The sequence below is a fragment of the Roseateles saccharophilus genome (genome assembly GCF_004342485.1).
Taxonomy (GTDB): domain Bacteria; phylum Pseudomonadota; class Gammaproteobacteria; order Burkholderiales; family Burkholderiaceae_C; genus Pelomonas; species Pelomonas saccharophila.
The window spans coordinates 55,248-69,874 of sequence record NZ_SMBU01000009.1 but is presented as its reverse complement, the minus strand read 5'-3'; the positions used below and the strand labels follow the sequence as shown (position 1 = coordinate 69,874).

The 14,627-nt window shown below is 70.7% G+C and carries 10 protein-coding genes; 1 reads left to right on the top strand and 9 read right to left on the bottom strand.

Going from position 1 to position 14,627, the window contains the following annotated elements; genetic code table 11:
- Positions 1–3: 3 nt before the first annotated feature.
- Genes EV671_RS09835 through EV671_RS09820 form a run of 4 tightly spaced genes read right to left on the bottom strand, consistent with a single transcriptional unit; the run spans position 4 to position 2,439 of the window.
- Positions 4–966: an aspartate carbamoyltransferase catalytic subunit gene (locus tag EV671_RS09835; RefSeq protein ID WP_132571134.1), complete on the bottom strand. Its 963-nt coding sequence runs from the start codon at positions 964–966 to the stop codon at positions 4–6.
- Positions 966–1,451 (bottom strand): bifunctional pyr operon transcriptional regulator/uracil phosphoribosyltransferase PyrR, encoded by a 486-nt coding sequence (gene pyrR / locus EV671_RS09830; RefSeq protein WP_132571133.1) that lies wholly within the window; start codon positions 1,449–1,451, stop codon positions 966–968. The genes EV671_RS09835 and pyrR overlap by 1 nt, the downstream gene beginning before the upstream one ends.
- Positions 1,448–1,855: a Holliday junction resolvase RuvX gene (gene ruvX, locus EV671_RS09825; RefSeq protein ID WP_132571132.1), complete on the bottom strand. Its 408-nt coding sequence runs from the start codon at positions 1,853–1,855 to the stop codon at positions 1,448–1,450. Before ruvX ends, pyrR begins: the two co-directional genes overlap by 4 nt.
- A complete protein-coding gene (locus EV671_RS09820) occupies positions 1,852–2,439 on the bottom strand; it encodes a YqgE/AlgH family protein (RefSeq protein ID WP_415840429.1) in 588 nt (195 codons plus the stop codon). Before EV671_RS09820 ends, ruvX begins: the two co-directional genes overlap by 4 nt.
- 104 nt (positions 2,440–2,543) lie before the next feature.
- On the opposite strand from EV671_RS09820, the gene EV671_RS09815 reads away from it, so the two are divergent.
- Positions 2,544–3,974, top strand: coding sequence for a cryptochrome/photolyase family protein (locus tag EV671_RS09815; protein ID WP_132571130.1), 1,431 nt, complete (start codon positions 2,544–2,546; stop codon positions 3,972–3,974).
- 31 nt (positions 3,975–4,005) lie between these two features.
- Here EV671_RS09815 and EV671_RS09810 read toward each other — a convergent pair whose 3' ends face one another.
- From EV671_RS09810 to EV671_RS09790, 5 genes are all read right to left on the bottom strand, one after another.
- The gene (locus EV671_RS09810; RefSeq protein ID WP_132571129.1) at positions 4,006–5,046 is read right to left on the bottom strand and encodes a GGDEF domain-containing protein; all 1,041 of its coding nucleotides are present in this window, start codon (positions 5,044–5,046) and stop codon (positions 4,006–4,008) included.
- Between the two features lie 8 nt (positions 5,047–5,054).
- Positions 5,055–11,036 (bottom strand): hybrid sensor histidine kinase/response regulator, encoded by a 5,982-nt coding sequence (locus EV671_RS09805; RefSeq protein WP_132571128.1) that lies wholly within the window; start codon positions 11,034–11,036, stop codon positions 5,055–5,057.
- A 171-nt stretch (positions 11,037–11,207) separates the two neighbouring features.
- Positions 11,208–13,562 (bottom strand): methyl-accepting chemotaxis protein, encoded by a 2,355-nt coding sequence (locus EV671_RS09800; RefSeq protein ID WP_132571127.1) that lies wholly within the window; start codon positions 13,560–13,562, stop codon positions 11,208–11,210.
- 72 nt (positions 13,563–13,634) lie between these two features.
- Positions 13,635–14,165: a chemotaxis protein CheW gene (locus EV671_RS09795; RefSeq protein WP_132571126.1), complete on the bottom strand. Its 531-nt coding sequence runs from the start codon at positions 14,163–14,165 to the stop codon at positions 13,635–13,637.
- Between the two features lie 83 nt (positions 14,166–14,248).
- Positions 14,249–14,614, bottom strand: a complete 366-nt coding sequence (locus EV671_RS09790) for a response regulator transcription factor (RefSeq protein ID WP_132571125.1) — start codon at positions 14,612–14,614, stop codon at positions 14,249–14,251.
- Positions 14,615–14,627 lie beyond the last annotated feature (13 nt).

Genomic DNA, 14,627 nt, shown 5'->3' with positions numbered 1-14,627 from the left:
TTCTCAAGCCTCGTTGCCGGCCAGGATGGCCATGACGGCCATGCGCACCGCGATGCCGAAGGTGACCTGGGGCAGGATCACGCTGCTCTTGCCGTCGGCCACCTCGGACGCGATCTCCACGCCGCGGTTGATGGGCCCCGGGTGCATGACGATGGCATCGGGCTTGGCCAGGGCCAGCTTGTCGGGCGTCAGGCCGAAATGCTTGAAGAACTCGCCGCTGCTGGGCAGCATGCCGCCATTCATGCGCTCGTTCTGCAGGCGCAGCATGATGACGACGTCGGCGTCACGCACGCCCTCGGCCATGTCGTGGCAGACGCGCACGCCCATGTCGCGCAGGTCGCCGGGCACCAGGGTCTTGGGGCCGACCGCGCGAATCTCGGGCACGCCCAGGATGTTCAGCGCATGGATGTCGCTGCGGGCCACGCGCGAGTGCACGATGTCGCCGACGATGGCCACCGTCAGGTTGCGGAAGTCCTTCTTGAAGTGCCGGATCGTGTACATGTCCAGCAGGCCCTGCGTCGGGTGGGCGTGGCGGCCGTCGCCGGCGTTCACCACGTGCACATGGGGCGCGCAGTGCTGGGCGATCAGGTGGGGCGCACCGCTCTCGCTGTGGCGCACGACGAACATGTCGGCATGCATGGCGCTGAGGTTGGCGACCGTGTCGAGCAGGGTCTCGCCCTTGGCCGTCGAGGAGCGCGCAATGTCGAGGTTGATGACGTCGGCCGACAAGCGCTTGGCGGCGATCTCGAAGGTGGTGCGGGTGCGGGTGCTGTTCTCGAAGAACAGGTTGAACACCGACTTGCCGCGCAGCAGCGGCACCTTCTTGACCTCGCGGTCGTTGACGGACAGGAAGCTGCCGGCGGTGTCCAGGATCTGCTCGACGACCGCGCGCGGCAGGCCCTCGATGGACAGCAGGTGGATCAGCTCGCCATGCTTGTTCAGCTGGGGATTTCGTTTGGACAGCATCACTTCACCTCGAAGCTGAAGGTGCCGGCCTCCGAGCGGGCCAGGCGGAGTTTCTGTTCGGCGCCCAGCGTCACGCGCGCGGCCGAGAAGGCCGGCTCGATGGGCAGCTCGCGCCCGCCGCGGTCCACCAGCACGGCGAGCTGCACGCGCGCCGGGCGGCCGAAGTCGAACAGCTCGTTGAGGACGGCGCGGGTCGTGCGGCCGGTGTAGAGCACGTCGTCGATCAGCAGGATGTCGCGGCCGTTGACCTCGAAGGGCAGCGTCGTGTGGTCCGCCTTGGCCAGGCCGCGCGAGCCGAAGTCGTCGCGGTGCAGCGCGCTGGAGATGGTGCCGGAGGGCAGGCCGAGATCGGCCGCCAGGCGCTCGGCCAGCCAGGCGCCGCCGCTCCAGATGCCCACCAGGGCGGTGTCGGCGCTCAGCAGTCGCTGCACGCCTTTCTTGAGCTCGAGGTACAGGGCCTCGGCATCCAGCTTGAGGTCGCTCATGGGTGCTCTCTAAAAAACTGTTCCAGGATCAGGGCGGCAGCGGCGGCATCCACGTCATGGGCGCCTTCGGCTTCAGCTTCGACGCTGGTGTAGCGCTCGTCCACCTCGAAGACGGGCAGGTGGTAGCGCCCGCACAGGCGGCGGCCGAAGTTCTGCGCCTTGGCCGTCATCTCGTGCGGCGCACCGTCGGGGTGGCGCGGCACGCCGATGACGAGGGCGTCGGGCTGCCAGGTCTTGATGAGGGCGGCGATGGCGTCGAAGTCGCCGCCCCGGATCGTGCCGCGCGGCTCGGCCGCGCCGAGCAGGCGCGTGCCACTGGCCACGCCGATGCGGCGCAGGCCGAAATCAAAAGCGAGAAAGGAATGAAGTCGGGCGGGATCGGCGGAGGCCACGTCAGGCCTCATGCGTGTCCAGCATCCGAGCTGAGCATGCGCGGGTCGATACCCAGCAGGCCCAGGGCCTTCTCGTAGCGCTGCTCCACCGGCGTGTCGAAGATGATGGCCGGCGAGGCGTCCACCGTCAGCCAGCCGTTGCGGCCGATTTCCTCCTCGAGCTGGCCGGCGGCCCAGCCGCTGTAGCCCAGCGTGACGAGGATCTTGCGCGGGCCGGCGCCGTTGGACAGCGCTTCCAGCACGTCGCGGCTGGTCGTCATCTCCAGGCCGCCGGGCACCGCGAGCGTGGCGTTGTAGTGGCCGCCCTCCTCGTCCAGCGGCTCGTGCAACACGAAGCCGCGGTCGGTCTGCACCGGGCCGCCGTAGAAGACCGGCGTCTCGGCCAGCGAGTCGGAGGGCGGGCTGAGCTCGACCTTCTCGAACAGATTCCCCAGCGTCAGCGAGATGGGTTTGTTGATGACGAGGCCGAGGGCGCCGTTGTCGTTGTGCTCGCAGAGGTAGACCACCGTGCCTGCGAAGGCCTCGTCGGCCATGCCGGGCATGGCGATGAGGAACTGGTTGGTCAGGACGATCCGGTCGGCGGGCATGGCCGGCATTTTATTCTGGGCTCTTTGCGCTCCGGTCCCTGATCGCCTGGGAGGTGGGCATTTGGCCGGATCAGGCCGCTTCGTGGCAGGCGCAAAGACCTTAATCTGCGGGCATGAATCCCGATCTCGACCGCGCACTCGTCTGGTTCCGCCGCGACCTGCGCGTGGACGACCAGGCCGCGCTGTACCGGGCCCTGACCGGCGCCCGACAGGTGTTCTGCGCCTTCGTGCTGGACCGCGACATCCTCGACGTCCTGCCTCGCGCGGACCGGCGCGTCGAGTTCATCCTCGGCGCGCTGCAGGTGCTGGACGAGGAGCTGCGTGCCCGGGGCGGCGCGCTGATCGTGCGCCTCGGCAGCGCAACGGACGAGATCCCGCGCCTGGCGGCCGAGCTGGGCGTGCAGGCGGTGTTCTGCAACCATGACGACGAGCCCCAGGCGCTGGCGCGCGACGCCCTCGTGGCCCAGCGCCTGGCCGGCCTCGGCGTGGCGCTGCACAGCTTCAAGGATCACATCGTCTTCGAGCGCCGCGAGCTGATGACGGCCGTAGGCGGCCCCTACGGCGTGTTCACGCCCTACAAGAACGCCTGGCTGCGCAAGCTGGATGCCTTCTACCTGGGCAGCTACCCGGTCGAGCGCCACGCCGCGGCGCTGGCCCCCAGCCCGCTGGCGCACGGCGTGCCCACACTACAGGACATCGGCTTCCTGCCGGCCGGCCTGAGCGCCTTCGTCGGCCAGGGCAGCCGCGGCGCCGAGGCCTTGCTGGCCGACTTTCTCGAGCGCATCGACCAATACCACGCGAGGCGCGATTTCCCGGCCACCAAGGGGCCGAGCTACCTCAGCGTGCACCTGCGCTTCGGCACCGTCTCCATCCGCCGGCTGGCCCGCCTCGCCCACGAGCGCATGCAGGGCGGCGAACGCGGCGCCGAGGCCTGGCTGTCGGAGCTGATCTGGCGCGACTTCTACCACCAGCTCATGCACCACCACCCACGCGCGATGACGGCCGCCTTCCGGCCCGAGTACGACGCGATCCAATGGGAGACGGGCGAGCAGGCCGATGCGCTGTTCGCGGCCTGGTGCGCGGGCCGCACCGGCTTCCCGCTGGTGGACGCCGCGATGCGCCAGCTGCGCCAGACCGGCTATATGCACAACCGACTGCGCATGGTGACGGCCAGCTTCCTGTGCAAGGACCTGGGGCTGGACTGGCGGCGCGGCGAGGCCTGGTTCGCCGAGCAGTTGCTGGACTTCGATCTCGCCGCCAACAACGGCGGCTGGCAGTGGGCGAGCAGCAGTGGCTGCGACGCCCAGCCCTGGTTCCGCATCTTCAACCCGACCACGCAGAGCGAGAAGTTCGATGCCGAGGGTCGCTTCATCCGACGCTACTGCCCCGAACTGGCCGGGCTGGATGCCAAGGCCATCCACGCGCCCTGGGAGCGCGCGCCGCTGGCGATGCCGGGCATGGACTACCCGCAGCCCGTCGTCAATCATGCGCTGGCGCGCGAACGCACACTGGCGCGCTATGCCGTCGTGAAGAAACGGGCCTAGCCGGCCGGCGGGGCAGCCTGAAGCAGCCGGCTCAGAACAGCTCCATGTCGGACAGTTGGGCGATTTCCTGAATCAGGCCGCTGGCCACCAGGGCCGCGTAGTTGTGCACCTGGTTCCGGCCGTGGGCCTTGGCGTGGTAGACGGCCTTGTCGGCACGCTCGAAGGCCGCGGCCGGCGCATCGCCGGCCCGCACCTCGGTGAAGCCGATGCTGACCGTGATGCGGCCGACCTGGGGGAAGGCGTAGCGCTCGGTGTTCAGGCGCAGGCGCTCGAAGGCTTCGCCGGCGTGGATCTCCTCGTCGCAGCGCATCAGCACGACGAACTCCTCGCCGCCGAAGCGATAGAGCAGGTCGTGGAAGCGGAAGGAGCCGCGCATCAGCCGCGACAGCAGCAGCAGCACCTCGTCGCCGATCAGGTGGCCGAAGCGATCGTTGACGGACTTGAAGTGGTCGATGTCGATGACGCCCAGCACGTAGTGCGGCACGGCCGCCTCGTGACGGCGGTCCTCGGCGCCATGCTCAGGCAGCGCATGCTTGGCCGGGATGTCGCCGAGCACCTTCAGGAAGCTCTCGTCGAAAGTCTTGCGGTTCAGCAGGCCGGTCAGCGTGTCGCGCTCGGAGTAGTCGAGCAGGCCCTGGAAGTTGTGATAGATCCGCAGCACGCTGCTGACCATGCGCTGCGAACCGGCGCCCAGGCGGCGCGTGGACAGGATCTCGATGACGCCGACGACGTCGCGGTCGGTCGCGATCGGGAACAGGTAGAGCCATTGCCCGCCCTGGGCGACCTGGGTCACGCTGCGGCTGCGCATGGCCTCCAGCCGCAGCGGATGCGCGCTCACCAGCGGCAGCGCCTCGGGCTTGGCCCACAGCGGGTCGGCCGAGGCCACGGCATCGCCGGCACGCAGATGCGCCCGCGTCAGCCAGCGCTCCTGGTCCGGCTCGCCGACGGTGCGGTAGATGGCCACCGACTCCGGCTCCAGCAGGTCGCGCAAGGCCATGACGAGGGTGACGTCCATGACGTCGCGGTCACGGAAGCCCGTCAGCTCGGCGAGATGGTCGACAACCTGGGACATGGCGGCGCCTAGGCCCTCGCCGCGTGACGGGTGAACTGCTGGATCAGGCCCAGCAGGTGTTCCTCGTCATAGGGCTTGCCCAAGTAATGCTCGACGCCGAGCTGGGCCGCGTAGTCGCGGTGCTTCTGTGCGATGCGCGACGTGATCATGATGACCGGCAGGCCGGCCAGGCGCGAGTCGGCGCGCATATTGCGCACCAGGTCGAAACCGTCCATGCGCGGCATCTCGATGTCCGACAGCACCACGGCCGGCAGTTCGTCGCCCGCCAGCTTCTCCATCGCATCGAGACCGTCCTTGGCCAGCATCACGCGCAGGCCGACGCGTTCCAGCAGGCGCTGGGTGACGCGGCGCACGGTCAGCGAATCGTCGACCACCATCACCAGCGGCGCCTGCGCGACCTCCTCGGCCACCGGCGCGACCGGCTGGGCCGACAGCGACTGCGCATGGGCCGCCGCAAGGCGGGCCTGGGCGTCGATGCCGTACCAGTCGGCCAGCGCGACGACGTTGTAGATCAGCGCCACATCGCCCGAGGCCAGCAAGCTGATGCCCGCCAGGCCCGGCACGCGGTTGAGCTGGGCCCCGAGGTTCTTGACGACGACTTCCTGGTTGCCGATGACCTCGTCGACGTGCAGGGCCAGCGCGGCCTGGGCGCTGCGCACCAGCACGACCGGCGCGTGCTTGCCATGCGTGTGGCCGCGGCCGTGGCTGCCGAGCAGGCCGCCCAACCAATAGAAGGGCAGCTCGGCGCCGCCATGCTTGAGCTTGCCGGTGGCATAGGCCGCCTCGACCGCGTCGACCGGCACGCGCTGGACGGACTCCATCAGCGCCGCCGGCACGGCGACGACCTGGTCGCCGCTCTTCAGCAGCACGATCTGCGTCAGCGCCGTCGTCAGCGGCAGGCGCAGCAGGAAGTTGGTGCCCTCGCCGGCCATGGAGGCCGTCTCGATACTGCCGCCGAGCGTGCCGACCTCGGCGCGCACGACGTCCATGCCGATGCCGCGCCCGCTGAGCTCGGTGATCTGGCTCGCCGTGGAGAAGCCGGGCGCGAAGATCAGGCGCTTGAGCTGGGCCTCGTCGGGCTCGGCGTCGGGCGCGATCAGGCCCAACTGCAGGCCGCGCTCGCGGATGCGGGCGAGGTTGAGGCCGGCGCCGTCGTCGGCGAAGTTCAGCAGCACCTCGTTGCCGTGCTGGCGCACCTCGATGCGCAGCGTGCCGGTCGCATCCTTGCCCGCCGCCGTGCGCAGCTCGGGCGTCTCGATGCCATGGCTGACGCTGTTGCGCAGCAGATGCTCGAAGGCGCCGGACATGCGCTCCAGCACCGAGCGGTCCAGCTCGGTATGGCCGCCGCTGATCTCCAGCCTGACCTGCTTGCCGGTGTCGCGGCCGGCCTGGCGCACGACACGGTGCATGCGCTCGCCGATGGAGTCGAACTCCACGAGGCGGGTGCGCAGCAGGTCGTCCTGCAGTTCGCGGGTCAGCCGCGACTGCGCGGCCAGCTCGTCTTCGCCGGACTGCACGCTGCGGCCCAGCGCGCGCTGCAGCGTGGCCACGTCGCCGACCGACTCGGTCAGCATGCGGGTCAGTTCCTGGAAGCGGGTGTAGCGGTCGAACTCCAGCGGGTCGAACTCGCGGCCACCCTGCTGCGCCAGCTCCTGCTGGGCATGCATCTGGGCCTCGGCCTGCAGGTCCAGCTCGCGCAGCTGGGCGCGCAGGCGCTCCAGGTTGTCGTCCAGGTCGAGCAGGGCGCCCTTCATCTGGGTCAGCTCGGACTCCATCCGCGCACGGCGGATGCTGACCTCGCCGGCCTGGGTGGCCATGCGCTCCAACAGGCTGCCGCGTACGCGGACCTGGGCCTGGCCGATGGCGAGGCTGTCGCTGCCGGGCTCGATCTCGGCGGTGTCGGTGAAGCGGCTCCAGTCGATCTCGCGGCTCGGCTCGGCTGCCGCCGCGTCGGCCACCGGGGCCGGCGTGGCGAAGCGGGCCAGCGGCTCGGGCCTGGGTTCGGCGGCCACGGCGGGCGCCGGTACCGGTGCGGCCACGGGCGCGGCAGCTGCCGGCGCCATCAGGCTGCGGCCGAGCTGCTCGAAGGCATGCTCGAGGGCGTCGCCCTCGTGCTGCAGGGCCTCGACCTGGCCGAAGTCGGCACTGCCGGCGCGCAGCAGCGCCTCGATGGACGACTCCAGGTGGTGGGCCTGCTCGCCCAGGCGCATCGCGCCGGCGAGGCGGGCACCGCCCTTGAAGGTGTGCAGGGCCCGCATGCAGGCGTCGGAGCGGCCCAGGTCGGCAGGCTCGGCCAGCCATTCGCGCAGCGCCCCGTGCAGATGCTGCAGAAGGTCGCGGCCTTCCTCCTCGAAGATCGGGTAGAGGTCGGGCTCGATGTTGTCGGGCAGGCCCGCTTCGGGCTCGGCCTCGGCCGCCGCCTCGAGCAGCGCCACCGGTTCGGCCACAGGGGGCGGCTCGGCGGGCGCGGCGGCCTGGCTGACCGGCTCGGGCACAAGCGCGGGTTCGGGTTCAGGCTCGGGCACGGCCGCCACGATGTGGGCCGGCAGAGCGGGCTCTTCGGCAAGGAAGCCGTGAGCGGCGGCGGGCAGCGACAGCTCGTCCAGCGGCGCCGCGGCGGTCAGCGGCTCTTCCTGCGGCTCGTAGGCATGCAGGCGCTCGATGACCTCGGGGTCGTGCGGCTTCAGGAAGCCGGCGGCGAACTGATGCAACAGGCGGCGGATGTCGTCGGCGGCACGCAGGAAGAGCTCGGCATCGGCCTCCTCGTAGCGCACGGCGCGCTGGGCGCGGCCCAGCGTGTGCTCCAGCTCGCGGGCCAGGGCCGACAGCTCGTCGTAGCCGACCGTGGCCGCATTGCCGGCCAGCTTGTGGGCATGGGCCTCGCTGCTGGCAGGCACGGGATGGCTGAGCTCGGACGCCCATTCGGCCAGCTCGATGGAGAGCCGGCGCGACAGCTCGTCGGCCTCGTTCAGGAAGATGTTGAACAGCGCGATGCTGATGCGCAGCGGGCCGATGAGCTTGAAGCCCTCGTCGGGGTCGACCGGCGCAGGCTCGGGCTCGGTCGGCGCCACCGGCTCGACCAGGCTGAGCAGCGGCGCCGCTTCAGCCGCGGCAACAGGCTCGGCCGCGTGCAGGTGCTCGTGCTCCGGCACGTGCAGTTGCAGCGTCGGCTCGTCGTCGGGCAGGGCCGGGGTCTCGATGACCTCGGCCACTTCGGGCAGCTCGCCGAGGTCGAGCTCGACGCCGAGGCTGGGCAGCGGCGCTTCCTCGTGCGGGACGGCCGGCGCCAGCGGCAGGGGTTCGGTCGGCGCGTGGGTGTCCGGCAGCAGCTCGGTGGCGCCGAAGTCCAGCGACAGCACGGGCTCGGCGCGGGCGGGCTCGGCCGGGCTGGCCGCGGCGGCCGGCGCGGCGAGCTCGAGGACGAAGTCGGGCTCCAGCGGCACCACCTCTTCGACCGGCGGCGGCTGCGTGTCGGCGAAGCCGAGGTCCAGCGGCGCGGCAGCCTCGACGGTCTCGGCCACCGGCAGGGCCTCGGCCAGGGATTCGGCGGGCTGCACCGGCTCGGCCGGTGCCTCGGCGGCCGGCCAGTCCAGCGCCAGCGGCTGGCCCTGCAGGCGCAGCGAATCGGCGCTGCGGCGCAGCGGGTCGGGCAGGCTGTGGCCGGGCACGGTGCCGGCGATCTGCTCGCGCCAATGGGCGAAATAATCCAGCGCCTCGGCCGTGAAGCCTGCCAGCGCCGCATCGGCGTGGGGATGGGCCTCGGCGAGCCGGGCGTTGTAGAGCTGCTCGCAGGCCCAGGCGCCTTCGCCGAAGTCGTTCAGGCCGACCATGCGCGCGCTGCCCTTGAGCGTGTGGAAGGCGCGGCGCACGATGGTGAGCTGGGCGTGATCGGCCGGCTCCGAGCGCAGCGCCTCGAGCGCGGCGCGGGCGTTAGCGATGACCTCGTCGGCCTCTTCCAGGAAGATCTCGCGCATCTCCGGGTCGTCGGCCACGCTGGGCTCGGCGACGGCTGGCGCAGCGGGTGCTGGCACTGGCGGCACGGGAGCCGGCACAGGCGCGGCCACCGGCTGCGACAGGTCGACGTCGGGCAGGCTGAGGTCGGGCAGCTCCAGCGAGCCCAGGTCCACGCGCAGAGGCTGGGTCGCCTCGTGCGCGAACGCCGGTGCCGCCTCGGGTTCGAGGTCGGCCTGGAAGCCGCTGGCCACAAAGTCGGGCAGCTCGACGGCGCCTTCGCGGCGGCCCATGACGGCGTCCAGCCGCCCGGTGCTCTCGTCGAACTGGAACATGCGCTTGGCCAGGGCCGGCTGCACGCTGAGCATGTCGATCTGGAAGCCCAGGGCGCCGAGGTTGTTGGCCAGGCGCTCGAAGACGCCCTTGGCGCCGGCGCGCTCGAAGTCGATCTCGGTATTGGCGAGGCCGTCGACCTCGTCACGCATGCGCACGGTGGCCAGGGCCGCCTGGTCCAGGCCCAGCACGCTGAGCACGCCGCGCATGGCCTGCAGCTGGCCGGGCACGGGGATCAGCAGCTCACGCTGGGTCGGATTGCGGAAGTATTCGTCGCACTGCCTCTCGACCTCGGACAGGCTGGCGCGCAGCTCGTGCACGACGCTGCCCAGGGTCTGGCGGTCGGAGACCCGGCGGTACAGGTCCTCCATCCAGTCTTCCAGCGGCTCGGCCGGCTGGCCATGGGCGACGGCCTCGACACGGCGCGCCAGGCGACGCACGCGGTCGGCCTGCTCGGGCTGGTCGAAGGCGGCGTCTTCCAGCGCGGCCTCGACATAGAGCAGGCTGGTAGCGACCTCCATCGCCAGGGCCGGCGGGGGCGTGGTGCGCGAGCGCAGCGTCGCGACGACGGCGCGCTGCAGCGTCTGGGCCAGCACCTCACCACTGGGGAAGAGGCGGGTCAAGGATTCGGCGAGGGCGGCGAACTGCTCGTCCAGGCTGGCCAGGCGATGCTGGTCGCCCTCGGCGGCGCTGGACCAGCTGTCCTTGGCGGCCAGCACGCGGCGCTTGGCCTGGGCGACCCAGGCGGGGTCGATACGGCCAAGGCTGGCATCCTCGTAATTGCCGGCCTGCTCGTCGGTCAGGCGGTAGGCCTCGTGCACAGCCGTCAGGCGCGGGCCGACACCTGGCGTGACGCGGCACTGCGCGCAGAAGAACAGCAGGTCCTGGGCAAGACGGTCGCGCTGCGGATCGTCCTGCTCGCCCTGGCCCACCAGGCGCAGCTCGTGCAGCAGCTTGGAGCCCAGGCGCTTGGTGTAGGCGTCGCTGCCCAGCAGCTTCAGGGCCTGGCCCTCGAAGACGGCGGCGGCCAGCTGCCACAGCGTGCGGCCGTTACCGGCCGGCAATGCGGCGGCCAGGCCGGCGCACAGGCCGGACAGGTTGGCGGCATGCGCCGGGCTGGGCTCGCGCATCTGACGCAGCAGCGCTGCCTCGAAGGGCGCGCGCACGGCCTCGGGGGAACGCGGCGCGACGTCGGCCTCCAGCGGCAGGCTGCGCCAGGCCCATTCGTAGGGCCAGAGGTCGGCGGGGTGGATGCGTTCGATGCCGTTGAGCTGCTGCAGGTCGCGGTAGCTCGGGTACAGGGCCAGCGGCGAGGTCTTGTTGCCGGCCAGCAGCCGGGCGACATAGGCGAGCAGCGCGAAGTCGGCGCGCTCGATGATGTCGACGGTGCCGGACTCGACCTCCAGCGGATGCTGGGCCAGGCGCTCGACCGCGACCTCGGCGGCGCGCAGCACGCTGGCGCCCGCCGGCAGGCCGACGAGGGACAGCACGCCGCTGACCTGGTGCAGCTGGGCCGCGGCCTGCTGCAGCGGCGGGCTGGGCTGGGTGTCGGCACCGAAGGCCGTGACCCGGTTGTCGGCGCCGTCGCGCACGAGGCGGCGCAAGGTCTTGTGCACCGATTCCAGTGACCGGCGCAATTCCTCCTGCACCCAGGCCAGGGGGCTGAGGTCGGCCGGGAGTTCGGCGTCTCGCAAGGAGCTGTCCATGTCAGTGAGCGGCTGAAACGGTTGCATTGCGGCGGACCGGCGCAGGGCCGCCCCAAGCCGGCCCGCAGGCGATGTCCGTGCGGCTCAACGCCGCATGCATCGCCGTCCCCTCGGGGGACCGGTCGGGATTGCCCGCGTTCAGCGCGGCAAGACTGGACGAGGGGCGCTTCATCAGGCGACCTTGAATCGGGACACGGATGCGCGCAGCGCCTCGGCGGAACGCGACAGCTCATGCACCATCTGGGCCGTGGAGCGCGTGCCCTCGGAAGTCTGCTCGGTCACCGCGAAGATGTGCTGGATGTTGGACGCGACCTCGTTGGCGTGGTCGGCCTCCTGCTTGGCCTGCGAGGAGATGCGCACGATCAGGTCGTCCAGCTGGCGCGACACGCTGTCGATGTCTTCCAGCGCCTTGCCCGCCGCGTCGGACAGCTGCGTACCTTCCACCACACCGCGCGTCGAGCGCTCCATGGCGGCCACGGCGTCGTGGGTGTCGGTCTGAATGGTCTTGACCAGGGCGGCAATCCGGCGGGTCGCGTCGCCGGAGCGTTCGGCCAGCCGCTGCACTTCTTCCGCAACCACCGAGAAGCCGCGGCCGGCTTCGCCGGCGGACGCCGCCTGGATGGCGGCGTTCAGGGCCAGCACGTTGGTCTGCTCGGTAATGTCCGAGATCAGCTCCGTGATCTCGCCGATCTCCTGCGAGGACTCGCCCAGGCGCTTGATGCGCTTGGACGTCTCCTGGATGGAGTCGCGGATGGTGTTCATACCGGCGATGTTGTTCTGCATCGCGGCCAGGCCCTGTTCGGCGGCCTGACGGCTCTGGCGCGCCACCTCGGCCGTCGTCTGCGCCTGCGCGGACACGTCGGTGATTCGGCTCGCCATGCCCAGCACGGCCTCGCCGGTCGCGCGGATCTCGTGCAGCTGCTCCTTGGACGCGGCCAGCAGGTCGGTGGAGGTCTGGTCCACCGCTCCGGTCGTGTCCGTCACGCGGGCCGCCGTCGTCTGCACCTGGCCGACGAGGTTGCGCAGCTCCTCCACCGTGTAGTTCACCGAGTCGGCGATCGCGCCGGTGATGTCCTCCGTCACCGTGGCCTGCTGCGTCAGGTCACCTTCAGCGACCGTGGACAGCTCGTTCATCAACCGCAGAATGGCCGCCTGGTTGGCGTCGTTGACGCGCTTGGCCTCCTGCTCCTGGGCCTCGGCCTCGCGGCGCTGGGCTTCGGCGTGCGCGGCGCGTTCGGACTGGTCGGCCACGAACAGGCGCAGGAAGCCGATGGCGCCTGCGACCAGCGCGATCAGCGACAGCACCATGAAGGCGATCAGGCCCCAGCCGGCGCCGCCGGACTTTTCGAGGTCGGCAGCGGCCTGCTCCAGGCCTTTGCGCAGCGGCTCGGAGTCGTTCAGGATGGCCGTCTGCGCCTCGCGCGCCGACACCAGGCCCTGCAGATTGCCCAGAATGGCCGAAGCCTGGGTGCGGGTCTGCTCGTACTGCTTCAGCAGGGTCTGCAGGCGTTCCTTCAGCTGCGGGTCCTTCGCGGCGTTCAGGCGCAGCTCGGGGCTGCCGCTGATCAGGGCCTCGGTAATGAGCTTGAAGGAGTTCAGGTCCTTGCCCAGCAGGAACACGGCCTCGGGGCTGACGCCTTCCTGCGTCAGGAACTCGTTGGCGCTCTTGCCGATACGCTGCGTCAGCATGACCAGCTGACCGACCGCGGAGACCTCGCCCGCCGAGGAACCGATCTGCAGCGCCTGCGACGACACAGCCTCGGCGGACTCCAGCAGGTCGCTGGACTGGCGGTTGATGGCGCGCAGCGCCTGGCCGACCTGGGTCAGGATCTTTTCCTGCGACTGCACGACCTTGCCGTTCTTCTCGGCGCGCTCGACCAGGGGCTTGATGGACTCCAGCGTCGGCTGCACGGCGGCCGGCGCGATGGCCAGCGGGCCCTCGCCGGTGCGCAGGTTGGTGACGACGCTGCCGAGCGTGCCCACCGACTCCCTCAGCTCACCGAAGGCCGCCGGGTTGCCCACCAGGGCCGCGGACACGGACTTGGCCATGCGCTGCGAATGCATCAGCGCCTGGCCGGCCGCGCGCACCTGGGCCGCGCTGCGGCTGGAGCTCGCCAGCACCAGGCTGACCGAGACGGCCGTGCCGACCAGGCCGAGCACGACGAGGCCGGTCAGCACGCGCTGCCGGTGGCGGCCGAACAGCTCGCCGAGCTTGTCGGCACCGGTGGCCGACTGCCCGTCCAGCACCGTGGTCGGGTCGGCGGCCTGCGTCGTCGGCGCGAAGCTCATCGTGCTGGGCGCGAACTCGCTGGCCGGGCCCGGATCGGTGGGAAGGGCCTGCGAAATGATGGACGTCGGCACATCGCCGTGGGCCATGCCCTCGACACCCGCCAGCGTCGACTCCGCGGCGCGCGTCGTGTCGAAGCCCGGACCGCGCGTGTCGATGGTCGTGTCCATTGGCTCGGGCGGGGTCGGCCCCAGCGCCTCGGTTTCGGACTTTCCCCTGATCTTGTCCAGCAGGTTCATCTCACCCTCGTCCTTCAATGTTCGTGATGTCCGCACGCAGGCGGCGGGCTGTCAGTCTTGATGCGGTCCGCATCAGGCGACGACATGCAGGAAGTTCTCCTGGCGCGACAATGCTTCGAGATTGATCTCTTGCCAGGTACGCCCGGCCTCGTCGCGGCGCAGCGCGCCGGCGAAGCGCGGCAGCGGGCCGGCGGGCTGCTGGGCCGCCAGCGGCAGTTGCTCGTCGCTGCGCAGGCCGGCGAGCCGGTCCACCAGCAGCGCGCAATTCAGGTTCAGGTCGGCACCCAGCGACACCAGGCGGCTCTGCGGCGCGAAGCCGCGGCCATGCACCGGCTCGCGCAGGCCGAGGTAGACGGCCAGGTCGACCACCGTGAACAGGCCGCCGCGCAGGTTGGCAACGCCGGCCAGCCAGGGCTTGGCATAGGGCACCGGCTTGATCGGCACGGGCGCGAAGATCTCGCTGGCCTGCTTCAGCGGAAACAGCAGCCCGACGCCGGCACATTCGACGGCAAGCCAGGTCGCGATCAGCGTCTGCTCGCGCGCCGCCTGCATGCGCTCGGCCAGGCGCTGCTGCAATTCACGGAGTGCCGTCCGGTTCGCCATGTCAGCGCCGCCCGGCCGCCCGAAGGCGCTGAAGCACCCCCTCGGGGGGCAGTGAATGGAATGAGCGTGGGGGCTTCGTCATATCAGCCCAGAGCCTTGATCTTGGCGATCAGTTCCTCGGCCTTGACGGGCTTGACGACGTAGTCGCTGGCACCCTGGCGCATACCCCAGACCTTGTCGGTCTCCTGGCCCTTGCTCGTGCACATGATGACGGGCACGCCGACATAGCGCTCGTCGCGCGTGATCGCGCGGGTCAGCTGGAAGCCGTTCTGGCCGGGCATGACGACGTCCATCAGGATCAGGTCGGGCTTGGCCTCGGCCAGGCGCTTCATCGCCTCTTCGCCGTTCTCGGCCGTGCGCACGTTGTAGCCGCGCTTGACGAGCATCTCCGACAGCGCGTGCAGCTCGGTCTTGGAGTCGTCAACCAGCAGGATGTTGTGGATGCTCATGGCAGTTCTCTTT